The following is a 21,624-nucleotide window of genomic DNA, read 5'->3' as shown; positions in this document are numbered from 1 at the left end:
TTGCATCAAAAAGGATAACATTACTATTAATGTTAGGAATAATTTCACTTAAATAAAAACTTCGGGAAACGAAGGTCCATTTTGAACGGATCGTTTCTTGTTTAGCCTATTTTTCATGACGATTGAACACATTTTAAAGTCCGATATTCAAAAAGCAATTGCAACGCATTTTGACATCATCATCGACGATATTCTTTTACAACCTACCAAAAAAGAATTTGAAGGATTTTACACATTCGTTACTTTTCTATTAACCAAAACTACCCGCAAGGCCCCTGCTGAAATTGGTCAGACGATCGGAACCTATCTGGTTGAGAACTCGCCAGTTGTCGACAGCTTCAATGTGGTACAAGGCTTTTTGAATATCAGCCTCAAAGACAGTACCTGGCTCGACCTTTTCAGCGATATTTCGAAAGACGAAGCCTTTGGAACATTTGCTTCCAACGGGCAGTCTGTGATGGTAGAGTTTTCTTCTCCCAACACCAATAAGCCTTTGCACCTGGGCCATTTAAGAAATAATTTTCTGGGTGATTCACTTTCAAAAATCCTGAAAGCAAGCGGATACGAGGTTATCAAAACCTGTCTGGTGAATGATAGGGGTATTCACATCTGTAAATCCATGCTGGCTTACAAGGAATTGGGCGATGGAGAAACTCCCGTGACCAGTGGGATAAAGGGCGATCACCTGGCCGGAAAATACTATGTGAAATTTGACATAGAATATAAAAAGCAGATAGCAGCACTGATTGAGCAGGGGATGCCCGAGGAAGAGGCCGCAAAAAAGGCGCCCTGGATGTTGGAAGCACAAAGATTACTCCTGCTTTGGGAGCAGGGCGATGCTGAAACAGTAGCCTTATGGCAGAAAATGAATAGCTGGGTTTACGAAGGATTTAGTGAAACTTACAACAAAATCGGCGTCAGTTTTGACAAAACTTACTACGAATCCAATACCTATCTTTTAGGAAAAGATATCATTGAAGAAGGGCTTAGGCAAGGCGTCTTTTTCCGAAAGCCGGATCATTCGGTATGGATTGACCTGACCCGGGAGGGCTTGGACGAGAAGTTGGTGTTGCGAGGGGATGGAACCTCCGTTTACATTACCCAGGACCTGGGAACTACGGAACTTAAAAACAGCGATTTCCACAACAACCGTTACTTATGGGTGGTCGGAAATGAACAGGATTACCATTTCAAGGTTCTTTTTGCTATCCTGAAACGACTGGGAAGGACTTACGCGGATGGCTGTTACCATATCAGCTATGGTATGGTGGATTTGCCCTCCGGCAAAATGAAGTCACGGGAAGGAACAGTTGTGGATGCCGACGACCTGGTGGCGCAAATGATCCAAACAGCGGCCAACAGGACTCAGGAATTGGGAAAAATCGACGATTTCAACAGCGATGAAGCCAGGCAACTTTATAACCAGCTGGCCATGGGCGCTTTAAAATATTACCTCCTGAAAGTAGACCCCAAAAAAAGGATGCTTTTCAATCCGGAAGAATCTATTGATTTTCAGGGACATACCGGACCTTTTATCCAGTACACTTACGCCCGCATACGTTCCATTGCGCGTAAGGGCGAGCAAGCGAATATTGAGGCTGCGATACCCGGTCATGATTACCGGTTGCATCCTGCTGAGCGCGAGCTGATATTTATTCTTTCCCAATATCCGGTGAGAGTAACGGCAGCAGCCAGTGAATTTGCACCTTCGCTCATTTCACAGTATGCATTTGAGCTTGCCAAGGTCTACAACCAGTTCTATGCGGAAGTTTCCATCTTCTCTGATCCGGATCAAAAGGCGGTTCGTTTGCGGGTTGCATTATCCGCCGTTGTTTCGGAAACAATTCGGAAGGCTTTGGGGTTATTGGGCATAGACGTTCCTGAGCGAATGTAGAAATCAGTGTGACACCGAAAGCTTGTATTTCAATCGTTTATTATAAATTCGTACTAACCAATAACCAAAACTACTATGAGCTTTTTAAAATCAATTTTAATTATGATTACATCTATGATCAGCGGCTTGACTGCTGATAAAAGTGAAATGGCTTCAAGACCTGCGCATGCGGCTGCGGCTACCCAAACACTTTACGACTTTAAAGTAAAATCGCTTGTTGGCGGTAAAACAGTGGATTTGAGCAAATACAAAGGAAAAAAAGTGGTGATCCTGAACGTTGCTTCGAAATGCGGCTTTACCAAACAATATGCCGATTGGGAAAAATTCAACAAAGAACATGGCGACAAAGTGGTGGTTCTTGGCTTTCCTGCCAATAACTTCGGTGGTCAGGAGCCAGGTACAAGCGAAGAAATCGCAACATTCTGCTCGGCAACTTATGGGGTGACATTCCCGATGTTCGAAAAAGTATCTGTTTTGGGAGATGATCAGGCCCCTATCTACAAATGGTTGTCCACCAAGGAACTGAACGGCTGGAACGATAAAGTACCAACCTGGAATTTCTGCAAATATGTCGTCAATGAAAAAGGCGAGCTGACCAATTTCTTTGCCTCAAAGGTATTGCCAACCGATCCAGAATTCGTGAAGGCTGTTGGAATCTAAAAAATGCCATGGCTGCCAGTGATGACCACTGGCAGCCTTCTCAAATTCCTTTGCCAACCCTCAAATAACACACTCATTATGAGGGAAATTACTGAAACAAAAAGATACCTGCCTACGCGGTAGTGCTCGTGGCATTGGACTACGTCTTGGGCGGCAAGAAAAAAGGCGGGAAAAGTGTCGATTGGTATAAGGAAAGAATTATTTACCCGGGATAAAAAAGTACTAAACATTTTCCCTGAAGCGTACGACGTGCTTCATATTTCAATGAGCTATGATGGCGTTTTAAGCGCTGCCATTTCAGAAAGAAGGGTTCGAGCTGGCCGAGCAAGTTATCAATTGGGCGGAACAAATAGCAACAGCCTGATCAATTAAAAATATATTTATAGTAGATGAATCCCTGGATTGAAGCCGCGCGTCCCAGAACTTTACCTCTTGCACTTTCATGCATTTTAATGGGCTGCTTTCTGGCAGCAGGCCATGGCGTTTTTAGTTGGCCCATCGCTGTTCTGAGCGTACTCACCACGATTATCCTGCAAGTACTTTCCAACTTTGCCAACGATTATGGCGACGCCGTGAATGGTAAGGATACCGAATTACGGCAGGGACCCAAACGTGCGGTCCACTCCGGAGAGATAGCGCCTTCCTCCATGCTAAGGGCTATTGTTATCTTTTCAATACTTGCCCTCATATCGGGCATTTCACTGCTTTTTGTTGCGCTGCGCGATGCCCCCGCCAGCGCCTTCTGGGTATTTCTGGGGATTGGCATTGCCTGCATCATTGCGGCGATCACATACACTGCCGGAAAAAGGCCGTATGGTTATGTCGGTCTTGGGGACTTGTCTGTCCTGATTTTCTTTGGCTGGGTCGGCGTTCTGGGCAGCAGTTATCTGCATACCCATGTCTGGGACTGGGGCCTTTTGCTTCCAGCCACAAGCTGCGGGCTTTTTGCCGTCGGCGTACTTAATATTAACAATATCCGGGATATCGAGTCGGATAAGGCTACGGGTAAAAACTCCATTCCGGTTAGGCTAGGCCGTGAAAGGGCCATCCGGTATCACTGGATTATTCTGATCACCGGAATGCTCTGCGTGCTGGTTTACACTGTCCTGCATTTCTCACATTATACCAGCCTGCTCTTCCTGTTCAGCTTTCCGTTATTCATCAAAAATGGCCTGGCTATTACTCGTTTGACCAATCCAAGTGAATTGGATCCTTACCTCAAACAAATGGCCTTATCTACTTTGCTGTTTGTGATTCTTTTTGGGATTGGGATTGTTCTTTAAATTTAGATCGGTAATACATCTAAATAGACTCTTTGTGGTTTCAGATAAAAATAAAAGCATTCAATTCGCAATTGAATGCTTTTATTTTTATCTCTTGAATGACTAAACTGAATTTCAACTACCACAACGCAATAAGAAGCAGGGAAATCCATTATTAGTCTCATAATCTTGCAAACCCTCAAAGTAAATATGATCTCCGAGATCCTTAGCACTTGTTTGCAGATTGATTTTGTACATCAGCTCTAAGGCAGTAAAATTATGACCATTATCGGCAGTTAACTTGGCGAGAATGTCCGCTTGAAATAAACCATTACTATTTCGGTTGTTCTTATTTTCGAAAAAACCTCTTTTCTCCAGAAGTATTTCATTAGCAACAATTTCCTTTGCATCTTTTAGCCAGGCTCTATATTTGATACCTACGAACCGATGGTTAACCACAATGTCTTTTGGATTCCAACGATCCTTATCTTTCAGGATATCTTTCTGATAACGACTTATTTTTTCATTAAACTCTCCCATATTGGCGCAAGTCTCCCTGTTGAACCGCCAAACAATGTTTGCAAGAATACCCATCGTGTGTTTTGTTGAAGTTTATCTCTTAGTTACGACGCTTGTTAGCACAGGTCAAACTACTCAGAATGAACTTCAACCATTACTAGTACCAGGTCACAGTTTATCAAAAGGCCACATCAGATTTAGCCAGCGGTTTTTTGCATGGCATTCAAAATTTGATAAACGCAAAATCAATCCTTTAAAATGAAAGAGAACCTGATAGCCATAACCTCCCAAATCTGGGGCACGCCAATTATCCTTTCCTTTTCCCGATCATTTTACATAAGGCTTAATCTGCGCGCCCAAAAGCGCATACCCTTTCGCATTGGGATGCAAGCCATCCGAAAATAGCGACTCATCTATCTTGCCGTCCTTTTCCAGGAAAACCTTTCCGGGATCAAGGTAACCTACGTTTTGTTCACCGGTAATCACTGCGAGTCGCTCGTTTAATGCCGCAATACGTTGTTCCTGCTGTCGCCTTGGATAAATGCCCATCATCGTGATCCTTGCACTGGGTTGGCGGTACTTCAAAGCTTCAATCAGCAATTTCCAGCCCTCCACGATTTCGTCATCTGAACTGAGCTGGAGGTTGTTTGTGCCAATGTTTATAAAAATGTTTTTGGCCGAAAAACCGTCAAGTTCTCCGTGGTAAACACGCCATAATACGTTTTCAATACGGTCCCAGCCGTATCCCATATTTCTCGCGTTCTTCCCGAAAGTAGTATTCCAGGAATCTTCACCCGTAGCGTGGCTTGCTTTTGGAGTGCCGCCCCAATAGTGCGTAATCGAATTACCGATTACAACGGTTGCAGGTGCCGATTTTTTGTTCAGTTCAAGAATTTCCCTGTGCCTCGCCTCCCAATCGTAACCACCGAGCTCCCTCGCCTGGGTAATGGGCTTGGTAGTCCCCAAAGTTCCTTTATACTCATGGAGAATATTCCGGATATGCTTCTCATAACCCTCTGCCTGGGTCATCATGCCCATATCGTTGGGATGCGTCCCGTCCACCGTTGATTCTATGTCAAACCCAAAGTCTTCTTTAGGAATTATATAGATATTTCCCACTCCTTCCGCTTTTAACTGACGGTAGGCCTCACCCAGTGTTTCATTCGCCTGCACATAAAACTGCTTTCTCTGGGGATTGATATTTTCGTCAGTATAGCCTGCGTGCGAAGCCAGCACAATGGGAGTTTCGGGGTGTTTGGAACGCAATGTATTGACCGTACTCAGAATACGGCCCTTGATGTCTTCACTGGTCAACCCAAGTTTGGAGTCGGGCTGTATGATCAGGTTCGGCAGGCAGTCCAATACGAATATTTTGGCATCAATTTCCGCTACCATATCTACGACTTCCTTTTCAAGTCGCCCATTTCCAGAAAAACCAAGGTTGATCAGCGGATGGTCCAGTTTCCGACCAAGAATCGCAGTCCACGCCATTCCGGGTCTGGAAGCACAGCCGCCCTGGGCAATCGATGTACCATAAATCACCACCGGTTTGTCCGGTCTTACCTGGAGCGGTGTAAATTCGGTTCCAGCCGGGGTACCGATTTCAAGCCATTTTACGCTGTTATACAATGGGAGAAAGAGCCGGTACTCGCGCCCTTTTTGATGGTATTTATCATTGGGTTCCAGGTTTTTGAAATCGTATACAATCGTGTCCCCGAAAGCATACTTCCCTGCGCACCAACGCCAATCGCCATCACTCGCGATCGCATACATATCTACGCCGCTCACGCCGGTTGCGGGCATATGAGGCAAGCTGTGCTGTTTCCCCCCCACTGTATACCTGATCTTGATTTGGGAAGAATTGGCCCGGAAACGGATCATCAGTCCCGCCGATTGGTTGGAGAGGTTCCAAACCTGGTCCCTCACCAGCTTTTCTGCGCGTGCCGGCAAGCGATCGTATGGATTTTTTAATTCTTTGGGCCAACCCTGACCCTCTATTACTGGAAACGTGGCACTCTGCGGGTTCCACCAGGTTAACTTCTCCGTCTGGGCAGTTACAATTTGTGACAAGCATACCAGGAAACCCAGGAAGGCAAATGACTTTATTTTCATAAACATAAAAATGACGCTCTATATACCTACAAAGCGTCATTTCGTATATTTCTTACTTTCGAAAAATTTATTTGACGATTACACCGTCTGCAATAAAGGTCAATTCATTCTTAGGCTCGGTGATCTTCGCAATTTCCTCCTGGCTCTTCCCCGCGTCCTTAGCATAATGCTGGAGGTGCTCAACCGGAACGCTTTTCTTCTGCGCTTCACCTTCAAAAACGACCGTTCTGCCCGCAATATCTTTGGGTACGAAGAAACCATAATCTTTGAACATCACCCGCATGGTCTCTCCGCCGTCCAGCTTCACTTTCATCCAGCAGCCTTTAACCTGACAAACCGACTCAACCGTCCCTGTTACCTTGGCGGCCATCTCGGTTTTATCGCCCATTTTTGAAGGAAGCACACTTGCCTCGATCGCTTTTTTGTCATTGATTTCCTTACCAAAACGGTTTATGCTTTGTGCCCTGGCAGCTAGTGCAAACGCCATAACCAGCATGAATAAGATCAGTTTTTTCATCAGACGTGTTGTGTTTATTGATCAAATGAGAATTTACCCAAATATAACGCAAGTCACTTGATTGTGAAATACCACCTAGTGTAACACTTCCACCCACCCTTTGCAATGATTTCCCTGCGGCGTGTCCACTACATAAAAATAAGTCCCATTGGAAATGCCCTTCCCCCAGTCATTTTGATAATCGGAGGTTTTAAAAATCGATTTTCCCCACCGGTTGAAAACCTCTAATGACGATGGGGATACCGGAACGACGAAGACATCATTTTTGCCATCCCCGTTTGGCGTGATCACGTTGGTCAATGTGAAGGGAGGCGATGCAGTGATGGTCTTAGAGACGGATAATGCACAACCAGCCGCATTATAGGCCGTTAAGGTCACAGTATACTGTCCCGGTGTATCATAAACGTAGGCATCGATTTCCTGCTCGGAAATTTTTCCGCCTGTACCCAGGTTCCATTCAAAGCGCTGTGCATTGGGCGTTTTGTTGGTCATCGAATAACTGAACGGTTCATTGCAGGCGCCGCCAGATGTGACAATTTCAAATTGCGGTTCATAAGAATTGTCAACCTTCACCGTAATCTCCCGGACCGGCCGACATCCATCCGCATAAATCCCCTCAATGGTATAGGTTGTCGTCTGGGTCGGATTAACAGTTACCGATTTCCCAATCGTTTCCTGCAATCCTGAGTTCGCCAGCCAACGGTACTGCGTTGCGTCACCGGAAACAGATAAAACCACCGAAGCGCCCTGGCAGACTTCCGTGTCGGGCATATCCACAAAATCCGTCTTTTTCTCGACGGCAATCTTCACTTTTTCGGTGGTTTTGCAGCCACTCGCATTGCTGACCTCCACGGCATATTCGGTTGTTTCCTTGATAATCGCTGTCGGGGTTGCACTGGTGGCATTGTCAAGGCCAGTTGCCGGTGACCATTTATATTGGGTTCCCCCGGACGCGAAGAGCTTTAAGGCAGTGTTCTCACAAACGGTAGTGTCGCCAGTAATTTTCGCACTGAGCGTTTCTACAATAATCTTTTTTTCCGCAATATCAATCCTTTTACAGCTCAGCCGGTTGTAGGCTTTCAGAGTGACCACATATTCACCGGGTTTTGTAAAAACATACTCGGCCTGGCCCTCCTCTCTAGAAATCGTGTTTCCGCTCACCTCCCAGATGTAATCCACGCCGCCCTCGCTGGTGTTAACGAACGATAAGGATAAAGGGGCGCACCCACGGGTAACATCCTTTGTTTTCCCGGAATAAACGTCAAAATCAGCCTTCAGCCGATCGATGTCGATCTTGAAAGCCGCATTATTACAATTATCACTGTTATTGGTCTTTGACCAGGCCTGCGGCGTTGTCGGAAAGTAACTGCCGCCGCAAGCACAAGTAGCATGGTAGATGGTCCCATTTTTATCAAACCGGCTAGTGCCCCCGTCGACATGATCACCCTGAGCAACGCCGTCGCGACTGTTGCTACCAAAATAGGTTGCGTATAAGAAAGACTTGGCGCCCTGCTCGAGAATGGCGATATAGAAATTATTTCCGTTCGTTGTTGCCTTCATTGCATCGTCGGTAACTTTCATGCCGGTGGTGCTGCTTGCGGGGTTATTGGCTGTTTGAACATTTACTTTTCCGCCCCACCCTGCAATGTAGATATTGCCGCATTCACTCACCAAAAATGCTGTCGGCGAAATATCTGGAGTGCTTCGTCCTGAGCCAATAACAGTCGAAAAAACGGTCTTGGACAAATTGGCGTCCAAAGCATGGATAAACTGGCCACTTTTTGGATTCTGGTAAACTCCCTGGCTCACAGGATAAGCACCGGTCGTAAGTCCATACACGTAAACGTTGCCGCCCGGGTCTGTATCGATCAGATATCCAGTATCGTGCAGGTCTGTCCCCATGTAGGTCACGGCAGCGAGTTTCTCTCCTGAAAATTTTGCAATAAACGCGTCTTCCGTCCCCTTGAGCTTCTGCTGATAAGACGAGGATGTCGTGGCTAATGAAGTGCTGCTAGTTACCCCTACCACATAGATATCCCCATTTTCCATTGATTTCAGGGAATACGCAGCCTCGTTCTTTTCTCCGCCAAAATAAGTGCTCCAGATCAGGGTATTCAGCCCAGCATCGAGTTTGCTTATGATCCCATCCTGATTGCCGCTTAACTTGTGTTGTATATCGTTTTTTAGCGGAAAATTGCTTGAATTGGTAGAAGAAACGATCAATACTTGATCCGAATTATCAACAACTATTTCCCCCCGCAACGCGTCCCCGTAATTTCGGATCGTAAAGACGTGGGTATCGCTCACGCCATCATTCCCGGTACCTCCCAGATAGGTCGAACCGGTTAATTGCTTCCCGTCCGAACTTAGCTTTGAAATAAAAATATCCCCGCCATTTTCCAACTCAAGACCGGAAAGTGGTTCTACATGCGTACCTCCGGCAAAGCCCGGCTGGAATGCATTTGACCTTGTCGGAAAGTTTTTTGAGGAAGTTGTTCCAAGTATCAATAACTCACTTTTCGAGTTTACAACCAGGCTTGCCGGAATATCGGTGTTGCTACCACCAAGAAATGTGGCATAAAGCAGCTTACTTCCGTCGGGATTGAATTTCATGATGGACACATCCACCATTCCCTCGAATTTGGTCTGAAAAGCGCCCACCGTTGCAGGAAAATTGGCCCCGAACACCGTACCTCCCGAAAAAAGGTTACCCTCTCCGTCATACGTTGCGGTATGGCCCCAATTGTCGGCAATTGAGCCAGAGTAGGTGGAAAATATCAGCTCAGGGTCGATGGTAAGACTTTCATTCTTGTTATACCCTTTTGGAAGCAAAAATTGGGCTGTATTGTCAGGCCTGAGGGAAAAGGGCGAGGCAACTTCGGTAGTACGACCACTTATGTTTTGAAATGAATAAGGTTCTGCTTCTTTGATTATCCCTACGGATGTTTTGATAACCAACTGCCCCTTTTCGTTCAGCGAAACATGGTCCGCACCCGAATACTTTAACATGATGCGGGATGGGTCTGCCTGCGGTTTTACAATGAATTCATATTTTAGTCTGAACTGATACAGGTAAATGCGGAGGTCTATCCCGGGATAGAGGTTTTCGTACAATACTTCCTCGTATCCTTTTACTCCACCCGCCCATCTTTTCTCCTCCTTACCCATAAAGTAGTTGAAATAGGTGGCAACAGGGCGTTTTGCGAGGTGGCCAACAGAAGAAAGGGCATTTTGAAACTGTACCTCAACGCCATGGGCAGCAATGCTTTCACCCGACCCATTTTCTTTAGCCGCGGCAGAGGCGTTGGCTTGCCCCAAATGGTGAGCGGAAACCTGTTTGGCGTCGTATAAAACATAAACGATCGACTGATTTTTTAAGAACAGAAAACCGCCTGGTATCTCGGCCCTGAAAAGCACATCCTTTTCCCACTGGCCGCGGTTTTCAATAAAACACATGCCGCCTGCCAGCAACCTGGTGGCTGAAAAAGAAAGCAAAAAAAAGACGTAAAAGAGAAGTAAAGATTTTCGCATTGGCCCGACCCCGTTTTTTATTTGAACGCAGAAACGGAAATGATATTTTCACAGAATTCATATTCCTGTTTCACATTGGAACCCAGCAAAACAAGCTGATTTTGAGTGCAGTCAAGTACGTTATCAAGGTACCAGGCGATACCCTGGCTGTCGAGATTGGTGGTAGGTTCGTCCAGGAAAATAACCGGCACATCCGACATAAAAGCCAGTCCCAGCTTAACCCTCTGCTTCATTCCAGACGAAAAATGACGGATCGTTTTATTGCTTGCGCGGGATAATTGGATAAAATCTTCAAAATCCGTGAAAGACATTCCGTTTTTTAGCGGCTTGAACTTACTGTGAAATTCAACCAGCTCGCGCAAAGTAAATTCTTCAATCAGCTCGAGGTAAGGGGCCGCGATAACGAGGTGTTTGTACCAGCGATCCTCATCAATGTCCTTGTCCCCCTCACGATAGCGGATCTTGCCTTCAGAAGCAGGGGTTATGCCTGTTAATAATTGCAGCAAAGTTGATTTTCCGCTGCCATTCGGCCCTACAAAAGTGTAGCTCTGGCCGGCAGAAAGTTCGAAGCTTGCGTGGCGGACAATCCATTCTTTTACAAATTTCTTCCCTAAGTTTTCAGCTGATATCCGCACCGGAGCATTCTTTAATTTGGATCAAGTTATTGGGCGGAATAATGGTCGACGGCGGCCTTTGCTATTTTCGCAATCACCAGCTCCGCTGCTTCCGTTTTCATATGCGTATCTGAGACCAACACCACTATGGCCAGTGCCTTATCGCTCTGCAATTTCACAATACCTACATCATTAACCGCCGCAGTAAGTCCTCTGTCATTCGTACCGGAAGTGCCCGTCTTGTGTGCAACTACGGCATGGGGAGGAAGTAAGCCTTTGATTCTTTTGAGACCCGTTGGCCCCTCCGTCAAAATTTTCCAGAGAAAATCGTGACTGGACTTAGACAGTTTTTCACCTTGATAAAAAACTTCAAGTAACTGAAGCATCGCACTGGGCTTACACCAGTTAGTATATTGAACCTCCCATCCCTGGTGCATTTGTTCTTCATTGGCGACAATCGCAATATCTTTGATACCGAGGCTGCGAATATACGCGTTCACCTTCCCCGGACCGCCAACTAGCCTGAACAAGATATCACAAGCAATGTTGTCACTCACGGAAACCGCGTAACTCAATAATTCTGAGAGTGTAACATCGACATCAGCGTTCGGGTACCTGTCGCGCATGGGACTATATGTTTTCGCAAAATAGTCTTTTTGTGTAAGATGGATTTTCTGGTCCAGGCTTAGATTTTTTTTATCAATCTGATCCAGCACGGCCATTGCTAGTGGAAATTTAAAAACACTCTGCATAGGAAACTGATGATCTCCGTTCAGTACCCACGTCCCCCTTGTTTTCAAATCCATTATTCCCACACCCGCAATTCCATCCATATCTTCGATAATGGCATCCAGTTGAGTTTTTAACGACTCTTTCTGAGCAAATGCATCATTTGTATATGATAAGAAGGACAATAGCGGAAGAATTCCCAATACCAAATTCCGGAAAATACTTGCACTCATTTTTAGAATTCTCAATAGGTAATAGTTAGTCCTTGTTATTGCTTTTCTTTTCCTTCTCCCCGATAGTTAGTTTCACCAGTTCAATCCGGGTATCCTGCACAGAAATAATCTGAAATGAATAAGGCGGAATGCTGACTGTTTCGTTCACGTCGGGTAAATCACCGTAGTATTGAATGAGCATACCGGCAAGTGTATCATAATCGCCTTCCGGGAGTTCCCATCCATATTTTTCATTCAAATAATCGAGTTCGTGTCGGGCGCTGAGCATATAGGTTTGATCATCCAATTGCCGCTCCGTCCAATCCTCAGTGGAATCATATTCGTCCTGGATCTCGCCAAAAATTTGCTCTACAACGTCCTCAACACTTACCAGCCCCGAGGTACCTCCAAATTCGTCAACCACCAGTGCAATGCTCCGCCTCTCTTCCAAAAAACGCAGCATCAGGTCCCTCGCGTGCATCGCTTCCGGCACAATCAGTATCGGGGTAATGATGTTGCTGATTTCTTTGGGCTTTTTGAAAAGAGATAAAGCATGGCAATATCCCAGCACCTCGTCTACCGATTCCCTATGCACGATGATTTTGGAGTGCCCGCTGGTCAGAAATGCGGTTCTGAGGTCCTCAATTGTGGCATTAACATTCACTGCCGAGATTTCCGTGCGGGGTATCATACAATCTCTGATACGCAAGTCTTTGAAATCCAATGCATTAATAAACATTCTTTCTTCAATGCTATGATCATCAAAATCCGGGTCGTCCGCGGAAACAATATCGTCACGCAGAGAAGCAGTCAGGATATTTTCTTTTACAAATGGCTCTATAACCCAGTATAAGGGGGTCATCACCCATTCGCCAAACCGCACAGGGAAAGCTTTCAGGTCCAATACATGCGGGAAGCTTCTGCCTAGTTTGATCCAGCTGCTGTACGAGCCCATCCAGATAACCGCCAGCACAACAAAAAGCACGCTAATTGTCAGCAATTCCTGCAACCCCGACGCCAGTGAAAGCGCGGGATAAATGGCAAGGACAGCCATCAAACATCCAAGTGCCACTACCAGCAAACGGATCATCCTCAACACCCTCCGCCAGTAAAGTGTCTGCGCAACCAACTCCGACTTCTCGTGGCGAAGTGCGTAACGATCTGTAGAAAAATCCATGAGCACGGATCTCACTGCGCCGAAATATCCGGCCAGAACAAAAAACAGGAGGGTTAAGCCGAGTGCCATATTATTTCTTAATCTTTTTTCCGGATGTTTTTTTGGGTGAAACGATTTCCTGTTCCCGACTTTTCTGAGCAGAAGTTGCCGCCTTTAACCTGATAAACTGAAAGAAAAGCAGGCAGACAATACTCGCCAACAAAAGCCAGTAACTTTCAAAAAGTCCTGCACGGCGGAATTCGAGGACCCAGACTACAAAAAAACCAAGTGTAAGCGCCAGTAATATGGTCCTGGTAAGTTTGGAATTCATTAATGAAGTTTTTGATAACAAAAACGGGGAAGTTCCGCCCGTGGGTCAATGATCTCCAAAGATACACAGATTGTTCCAAAACGGTTATAACAGGATAAATCTTCGCCGAAACACATAATAAACCATACATATTTCCACCATTTTCTCTAAAATACCTAACTTGCGGGGATTGCCGAACAATTCATTTTCGATAGGTGAATTGTTAAATTATTTCTTGAAAAAATCTTCTTAATTACTATGAGCGAAACCACAAAACGCTTTGCCCCCGGGGTTGTTACCGGCGATGGTGTCAGCGAAATCTTCCGCCATGCCAACGAAAATAACTATGCCCTCCCGGCGGTTAACGTGGTAGGAACCAATTCAGTAAATGCAGTATTGGAAACCGCGAAAGCAGTTAACAGCCCTGTCATTATTCAGTTCTCAAATGGAGGTGCCATATTTTACGCGGGAAAAAGTCTTTCCAATGCCAATCAGCAGGCAGCAATCGCCGGAGGGATTTCCGGCGCGATGCATGTCCATCAAATGGCCGCACTTTACGGAATTCCGGTGATCCTGCATACCGATCATTGCGCTAAGAAATTACTTCCCTGGATCGATGGTTTGCTCGAAGCCGGCGAAAAATATTTTGATCAATACGGCAAGCCCTTGTACAGCTCCCACATGCTGGATCTTTCCGAAGAGCCCATTGAAGAAAACATTGAAATTTCGGCCAAATATTTCGAGCGGATGGCTAAAATCGGTATGACGCTTGAAATCGAATTGGGTGTAACAGGTGGAGAAGAAGACGGCGTGGACAATAGCGATGTCGATAGCTCCAAGCTTTATACGCAGCCGGAAGAAGTGGCTTATGCTTACGAAGAGCTTTTAAAAATCTCTCCGAACTTCACCATTGCAGCTGCTTTCGGAAACGTCCATGGTGTTTACAAGCCAGGTAATGTGAAGCTACAGCCCAAGATTCTCAATAACTCGCAAAACTACATTAAAGAAAAATTTGGCACCGGTGATCTGCCCGTGAATTTTGTATTCCACGGAGGCTCCGGTTCATCCCGTGAAGAAATCCGTGAGGCAATCGAGTATGGCGCGATTAAAATGAACATCGATACGGATATGCAATGGTCCACCTGGGAAGGTATTTTGAAATATTATAAGGAAAAAGAAGGATACCTGCAAACCCAATTGGGCAACCCCGAAGGTCCTGATTCCCCTAATAAAAAATACTACGATCCGCGCGTATGGCTCCGCAAAGGCGAAGAAAGCATGATCCAACGTCTGAAATTGGCGTTTGAGGATTTGAACTGCATTAATCAGCTGGGATAATAAGCGCTGAATTGATATTTGATTTAAGAAAGCAACCTCAAAGGGTTGCTTTTTTTGTGGCCAACGCCATTGACTTTACCAAGTTTTACCGATTAATAATCGGATCCGACCGGCAGATTGTTGGATGCTGTACTTCTACAAAGCTTAACGGATATCACATATAGATTGATGCTCTTATTCATCAATCTATACCATCCAGTTGTTCGTGAGAAAAGTTTATGCAACCCTCGTTCTGGTTTCCTTATTTGTTAATGCTGCAGCTCAGAATATCAACTACACGCCGCTCTATGACGCTACCATTTTAAATAGAAATTTGACCGTCAATGCAACGGTCGGCGGCACTCCCGGGGCAGGAAGCGTGTCAGCAACAGGCGCGGCAGCTTACTCTGTTCCAATATTCATACCACCAGGTACAAATGAAATAAAACCTTCTATTTCAATTAATTACAGCTCAATGGCTGGTAACGGGCTTCTCGGGACGGGTTGGAGCGTTTCAGGATTAAGCTCAATTACCAGGTCTCCGCGGGACTTATTTCACGACGGCGTCGTCGGCGCCGTTGATCTCACTGTCAATGATCGGTTTGCGCTCGACGGCCAGCGTCTCATGATCAAATCGGGAATTTATGGTTCGCCAAATTCAACATATGGACCTGAAAACGAAGACTTTTCGACGGTCACAGCGAAAGGCACCCAAGGCACAGGACCTTTATCTTTCGAGGTAATTACCAAGGATGGCGTCATCATGGAGTTCGGCAACACCAGCGATTCACGCTTTATGGATGCTTCGAACATCAATGTGCTGTTCTGGCGCCTAAACAAGGTTACCAACCCAGATGGGAACTATATTGAGTTCAAATACACAGCCATTGACCGTGATCCTAGAATTGATGAAATTAACTATACAGGAAATACCGCAGCAGGACTTCTTCCATACAACAAAATCAAATTTACCTACAAAATCCGCGCGGATGTAAATACCATTTTCGAGGGCGGTTCTTCCATGGTCAGTAAATACCTGCTTGATAAAATCACCGTAACTACCGAATCAGCGCAGCTGGTTAAAAGCTATCAATTCAATTATGGCTGGGATCATATCAATTCCTATCTTAAAGAAATCATCGAAACCGGCAGCGATGGCACCACTTCGCTGAATGCAACGGTGTTCAAATACGGTGATTCTCCACAGGCCTTTACAAAGGAGGCTGGGCCTGTTCTTCCGAATAACCAGGTCGATTTTTTATCCAGCGATTTTGACGGGAACGGAAAATCTGATTTACTGCTTGCCCATTACACACCCTATGCAATCAATTCTCCAAATGGGTTGATCGTCGATAAGAAATATACGGGTTTCAATGTGTACCGTGACGGAAATCCAAACAAAGCCACCGGACTGATCGCCCTCGATCCCGGAACGCAGATCAAGACTAACCAGAACAGGCCAGGTGGCTACTCTTTTCTACGGGCCGATTTCACCGGCGACGGCCTGGACGATATGCTTACTTCGGTGATCAGCACAACCGGCACACGAGAAGTAATCGGAAACATCAAGGTTTATCAAAGCGGGCTTTCGGGTGGGGGGACTCTGGCAGACCCGCTTCAATTCTCATCTTCCGTTATCACCCGGTCCAATTTCACCTATGTACCCGAATCCAGGAATTACATTCTGAATGGCGATTTTGACGGCGACGGCAAGCAAGACTTTTTCACCTTGCTGGAAAAGCTGAATGCCGATAATACATCTGCAGGCTTTGCAGCTATTATGACAAGACTGGATGAAAATCTTTCCCCTGTTCATCTCAATATCATTAAAGCATCAGATAATAGTAGCCTCGCTGGCAATTGGGCAAAGGCAAAAAAGATTTTCATTCTCGATTTTGACGGGGACGGCAAAGATGAGGTCATGACGATACTCGGTACACTTTGTGAGATTTACACCTGTACAGCCCTGACAGCGACTGACATCTCGTTCAAAACCATATACACTTCGTCATCCTTTCTGAAAGGAGCCGACAATATGATCCTGCTGGGCGATTTTAATGGGGACAGAAAAACGGACATTCTGTATCAGGAATATGCCAGCGGAAATCAAAATAACCTGCCGTGGTACAAGGCTTTGTCGACGGGATCTGATTTTGTAAAGGCCAGTTTCCCACTGGTTTCACCCGACGGAGTATTGCTGGACAACGACATCTTACACGTTGGCGACTTCAACGGAGATGGAAAATCAGACTTTTATCACCAGTACAAACATATCGCCAATCAGCCTTCTATGGCGGATGTATATTATAGCACCAGTGACGGGAGTTATCACGAACAACATACACCCAATGTAGATGCTACCTATGGACTGACCACAGTTCCATTCGATCTGAATGGTGACGGACGTACTGAAATTGTGATAAAAGAAACGACGCTCACAAACCTGAGCATAATCTCGCTCAAAAAATCCGGAAAAGAGCATCTTCTTGAAAAAGTGGAAAACGGGGTAGGACTGGTTACGACCTGGCAATATAAAAATATGACCGAGGGAGAGCCATTCTACAAGAAAGGGGGTGTCAGTGCATTGGTTTATCCTTTTCACAGCATCCAGTTGCCCATGTACTTAGTTAGTTTTTTCGATAACCACGACGACGGTTTCAACGGACAATCTTACTTATACGAGGAGGCCAGGTTACACCGCCGTGGAAAAGGGTTTGCAGGGTTTAAGAAAGTCGCGACACTTGATTTTACAAGCGGATACAATACCGTGTCAGAGAATGAATTTAATACGACGTTTTTTATCCCCATACCCAAGCAGGTTACCACGACCTACGATTATGATGCTCCTTCAGTGTTGGTTAACCAAACCACTTTCACCAATGAGCTGGTCAATCCGGCGTCAAACCGCTATTGGATCAAAACAACAGGTATTAATCAGGTTGATCTGGGTGGTGCATTCACTGCCACAACTCAGGTGTTCGACGGTTTTGGTAACGTCACAAAAAGTACCGTCAATCGAAATAATGTGGAAAATACGGTTTCAGACGTGGTTTTTGCTGCTTATCCGGGAATTATTCCAAATAAATCCACTTCGGTTACCACAACAACAACGCGAAACGGTCAGCCTGCATATGTTGTGAACACCGCATTGGGTTATAATGCGATCGGACAACTGATCTCAAAAACCGACTTCAACGGATTGCCAAAGAACGTAACCACCGCTTATGAGTACTTTCCTTTGGGAAATCTCAAGAAAACGACCATTACGCCTGCTGGGCCGGATGTGTCCGGAGCCAGAAGCACTTCCGCCACCTATGATGCCAAAGGAAGATTTCCCGAAACTTCAACCAATGTACTAAATCAGAGCTCATCGGCGACATACGATCCAAAGTGGGGTAAAACCCTGACAGTAACTGGAATCGACGGGCTGATAACCAGTTCACAATACGATGTTTTTGGAAGAATTAAAAAGACAACCTTGCCGGAAGGCTTCAGCATTGACCAAAGTTATCAATGGGCGGTTGCAGGTAATCAGGTTTGGTCAACAACCGTGGCTCATCCAGGTAAACCTGATGTGAAGACCTGGTATGACAAATATGGACGAGACGTAAAATCAGAAACGGAAGGATTTGGTGGCCAGGCAATCACCAGGGACCAAACTTTTGATTTCAGAGGGAATATTAAAACACTAACCGATCCTTACAAATCCGGGGAGGAGATCGTGACGGAAACGCGGGAATATGACGAGTTCAACCGGCTCAAAACGGTGTATTCAAGCATGTCGCCAACGGTGGGGAAAGTTACCATGTCATACAGCTATAACTCCGGGAATCTTATCACCACCAAAACAAGGACAGGCGTCAGCGAAGACCGGGTTTCATCCGGAGTCACAGACCCTACGGGCAAAACAATAAGCATAACCGATCCGGGTGGGACGCTATCCTATTTATACTACAGTCATGGCGGAGTTAAAGAAATAAAAAACGGGGCATTAACTTTAATCACCAATGAGTATGACAGCTACGGACGGCAAAGCAAAATGGTCGATTTAAATGCCGGAACGACCAGTTATACCTACAATGCGCTCGGAGAATTGGTTTTTCAAACCAATGCGACCAGCCAAACCACCAGCATACAATACGATGTCTCGGGCAGGACAATCAGCCGAAGCGGTGCCGAAGGAACCACCGCATATGAATTTTATCCCGGCAACTCAGGGGCAGCGGTGAACCAATTGAAAAAAGTGAACGGCTTTGCCGGAAACCTTGAAGAATATACCTACGACGGTTTTGGCAGAGTAAAAACCATCAAAGAAACGATAGATGGCACCCCACATACCACCACCTACGATTATAATGCTTTTGGAGATCTCACATCTGTAGCATATCCTTCCGGTTTTGGTATCAAAAATGCTTTTGACGCAAACGGATATCCAACGACGATCAAAAATGCAGCCGGCACCATAACCATTTTCTCGAATACAGAAATGAACGGACGCGGACAAACTACCAGTTACACATTAGGAAATGGTCTGTCTTCGACCAATACCTATGTCTATGGATTTCCCACCAAAATGGAAACTGCCGGAAAACAAAATTTGAGCTTGGCATGGACCTATGGACTTGGGCTGTTGAACAATCGTGGAGATGCCATCAAGGGAAAGGCAGAAAGTTTTACTTATGACAACCTGGACCGGCTGAAAACAAGTACGATAGGCGCCATGACTAACCTGACCAATTATGCGGACAATGGCAATATCACAGAAAAAGCCGATGCAGGACTGTTCACCTATCACCCTGCCAAAACAAATGCGGTAATCGGTGTTACGAACCCGGCACCATCGCCAATACCCCTGTTACAGCAAGACATTACGTACAATGCTTTCATGCAGCCTGAGAAAATCACGGAAATGGGCAAAGGCAATGTTCCCTTCGAGTTGAACTACACATATGGATCCGACTACGAACGAATCAAGAGCATTTCCAAACAAAACGGCAACATCACCAACACCCGATATTACTTTGAAAATTACGAGAAGGATATCACCGGAGCAGCGACCAAGCACCTGCATTACATCGGCAGCACTGCAGGACTTGTGGCCATTGTCGTACGGGAAGGCGGAAGCGACACGTATCATTACACCTACACGGACTACCTGGGATCGATCACGACCCTCACCAACAATGCAGGGACCGTAGAGGCAGAGCAGAATTTTGATGCGTGGGGAAGGCGACGCAACCCGACAACCTGGGTACCCCTGCTACCAACAGCAGCAACAGGGCTTCCTGCATGGCTGACGAGAGGTTACACTGGCCACGAGCACCTGGATAATTTCGGACTGATCAACATGAATGGACGCATGTACGATCCTGTCGTGGGACGCATGCTCAGCCCCGATAATGCGGTACCGGATGCATCCAGCACACAGGGATATAATCGCTACACGTACGCGATGAACAATCCGCTTAGTTTTACTGATCCTGATGGACAGAACCCGTTGCTCATGCTGATGGTCAATGGAGCGGTGACAAGCGGAATTGGCTACATCCTGGGAACCACGGGGTACGACGGAAACAAATTTAATTCCGGGCAGTTTGCACAGTCACTGTTCTCGGGAGCCGTGTCTGCCGGACTTAGTTATGGTATTGGCGAAGTTGCTAAAGACCTGAGAAAGTATCGTGTCACTAGTAACTTGAATATCGGTATCTTTCAAACTGCCTCACATGCCCTTATCCAGGGAGCCGCGTCGAGCACAATGGGCGGAAGTTTTTCAAGCGGATTCGCTGCTGGGCTGTTTGGATCTATTTCCGCGGCAAGCAACGGTTCTATTGGCGGTGCGGCATTCGTGGGTGGCATGTCTGCAAAAGCAAATGGAGGTAATTTTTGGCAGGGGGCCTCGCAGGCGGGAATTGTGGCGGCGTTTAATCACGCAATGCATCAGGATGACCCAATAGAGCTTTTGCGAAAAAGCATTCTGGCGGACGGGCGACTTTCTCTTGCGGAGGCAAATTTATGGTATCGGATGGGGGGCGGGCGACCTCTAACCATTGACGCTGACCAACTTGACTTAGGTTGGGTTAGTGATGAAGGCTGGGATAATGGAACTAAAAACGTCCGTACATTACCATTTTCCAGAGATGGCTTAGTGCATGGATCAATGAGGCTACAAAGAGTAAACTCTCAAACAGCATTAATTATATCAGCCCCTTTCGATTTTGAACAGCATGGAACATACTTCTCAGAACCATTTAGAAATACCTTCACCGCATGTGGCAGGTGGTTAGCAACAAATTTTGGATTTTCCTCAGGAACGGGTTTCCCTATAAACTATAAGGGAACGGCAAAAATAAATCAATATTCCCCCTACATACCATATAGATAAATGAAGAAACAAATAGCAATAGTAATTCTCCAATGCTTAGTCTCTTGCCAGTCAAGATACCTAGAGTACTCAGAAAACTTAACAGGCGGGTATAAATATTCCGCTGAAGGAGAAGGATATGATGGGATAAATAGCGGGTCAGAAAAAGTTCCGCCTATTAATTGGATAAGAAAATACGATGACAATGGAAAATATATTTCCATCTGGCAGGCGGACAGCATTTTGATGCAATCTCCGGATTTCAATTATAGCAATTACAAAGGAAGTTCTTATCAAACCAATGACCGGTTTTACATTATCGATATCAAAAAAGAAAAGCTTTTAGGGCCATATAAAAAAGATGCGTTTTTGAAAAAAACCAAGATGCTTGGGATAACTATCCATTGGAAACCTGTGATAGTAGAATAGC

15 protein-coding genes are annotated in these 21,624 nt (G+C 45.7%); 7 read left to right on the top strand and 8 right to left on the bottom strand.

The genetic code is table 11. The features are described from left to right. Positions 1–115 precede the first annotated feature (115 nt). From argS to AC1XUF_RS11800, 4 genes are all read left to right on the top strand, one after another. Complete coding sequence (gene argS / locus AC1XUF_RS11815) at positions 116–1,894, top strand: arginine--tRNA ligase (protein WP_483341993.1); 1,779 nt, start codon at positions 116–118, stop codon at positions 1,892–1,894. A 102-nt stretch (positions 1,895–1,996) separates the two neighbouring features. Then, on the top strand, positions 1,997–2,554 hold the full coding sequence (locus AC1XUF_RS11810) for a glutathione peroxidase (RefSeq protein WP_483341992.1): 558 nt from the start codon (positions 1,997–1,999) through the stop codon (positions 2,552–2,554). 174 nt (positions 2,555–2,728) lie between these two features. Further along, positions 2,729–2,926 (top strand): DUF5618 family protein, encoded by a 198-nt coding sequence (locus AC1XUF_RS11805; protein WP_483341991.1) that lies wholly within the window; start codon positions 2,729–2,731, stop codon positions 2,924–2,926. Between the two features lie 17 nt (positions 2,927–2,943). After that, complete coding sequence (locus AC1XUF_RS11800; protein ID WP_483341990.1) at positions 2,944–3,837, top strand: 1,4-dihydroxy-2-naphthoate polyprenyltransferase; 894 nt, start codon at positions 2,944–2,946, stop codon at positions 3,835–3,837. A gap of 114 nt (positions 3,838–3,951) precedes the next feature. On the opposite strand, the gene AC1XUF_RS11795 is transcribed toward AC1XUF_RS11800, so the two are convergent. The 8 genes from AC1XUF_RS11795 to AC1XUF_RS11760 all read right to left on the bottom strand — a co-directional run bounded on the left by AC1XUF_RS11795 (position 3,952) and on the right by AC1XUF_RS11760 (position 13,537). Further along, the gene (locus AC1XUF_RS11795) at positions 3,952–4,410 is read right to left on the bottom strand and encodes a hypothetical protein (protein ID WP_483341989.1); all 459 of its coding nucleotides are present in this window, start codon (positions 4,408–4,410) and stop codon (positions 3,952–3,954) included. Positions 4,411–4,662: 252 nt separating this feature from the next. Then, complete coding sequence (locus AC1XUF_RS11790; RefSeq protein ID WP_483341988.1) at positions 4,663–6,447, bottom strand: SGNH/GDSL hydrolase family protein; 1,785 nt, start codon at positions 6,445–6,447, stop codon at positions 4,663–4,665. A gap of 67 nt (positions 6,448–6,514) precedes the next feature. Continuing rightward, positions 6,515–6,964 (bottom strand): DUF4920 domain-containing protein, encoded by a 450-nt coding sequence (locus tag AC1XUF_RS11785; protein ID WP_483341987.1) that lies wholly within the window; start codon positions 6,962–6,964, stop codon positions 6,515–6,517. Between the two features lie 75 nt (positions 6,965–7,039). Then, the gene (locus AC1XUF_RS11780; RefSeq protein WP_483341986.1) at positions 7,040–10,495 is read right to left on the bottom strand and encodes a DUF7948 domain-containing protein; all 3,456 of its coding nucleotides are present in this window, start codon (positions 10,493–10,495) and stop codon (positions 7,040–7,042) included. Between the two features lie 17 nt (positions 10,496–10,512). Continuing rightward, the gene (locus tag AC1XUF_RS11775) at positions 10,513–11,130 is read right to left on the bottom strand and encodes an ABC transporter ATP-binding protein (RefSeq protein WP_483341985.1); all 618 of its coding nucleotides are present in this window, start codon (positions 11,128–11,130) and stop codon (positions 10,513–10,515) included. Between the two features lie 26 nt (positions 11,131–11,156). After that, a complete protein-coding gene (gene bla / locus AC1XUF_RS11770) occupies positions 11,157–12,071 on the bottom strand; it encodes a class A beta-lactamase, subclass A2 (protein WP_483341984.1) in 915 nt (304 codons plus the stop codon). A 25-nt stretch (positions 12,072–12,096) separates the two neighbouring features. Continuing rightward, entirely contained in the window at positions 12,097–13,296 is a 1,200-nt protein-coding gene (locus AC1XUF_RS11765) for a hemolysin family protein (RefSeq protein ID WP_483341983.1), read from the bottom strand. Between the two features lies 1 nt (position 13,297). Continuing rightward, the gene (locus AC1XUF_RS11760) at positions 13,298–13,537 is read right to left on the bottom strand and encodes a hypothetical protein (protein WP_483341982.1); all 240 of its coding nucleotides are present in this window, start codon (positions 13,535–13,537) and stop codon (positions 13,298–13,300) included. Positions 13,538–13,774: 237 nt separating this feature from the next. On the opposite strand from AC1XUF_RS11760, the gene fbaA reads away from it, so the two are divergent. From fbaA to AC1XUF_RS11745, 3 genes are all read left to right on the top strand, one after another. Beyond that, a complete protein-coding gene (fbaA, locus tag AC1XUF_RS11755; RefSeq protein WP_483341981.1) occupies positions 13,775–14,854 on the top strand; it encodes a class II fructose-bisphosphate aldolase in 1,080 nt (359 codons plus the stop codon). 205 nt (positions 14,855–15,059) lie between these two features. Then, positions 15,060–21,215 (top strand): SpvB/TcaC N-terminal domain-containing protein, encoded by a 6,156-nt coding sequence (locus tag AC1XUF_RS11750; RefSeq protein ID WP_483341980.1) that lies wholly within the window; start codon positions 15,060–15,062, stop codon positions 21,213–21,215. Beyond that, complete coding sequence (locus AC1XUF_RS11745; RefSeq protein WP_483341979.1) at positions 21,216–21,623, top strand: DUF3997 domain-containing protein; 408 nt, start codon at positions 21,216–21,218, stop codon at positions 21,621–21,623. Position 21,624: the final 1 nt, after the last annotated feature.

Source organism: Dyadobacter sp. HNCC25DJ185 (genome assembly GCF_056895195.1).
The sequence above is the reverse complement of the archived record's forward strand: the minus strand, read 5'-3'. Positions and strand labels throughout refer to the sequence as shown.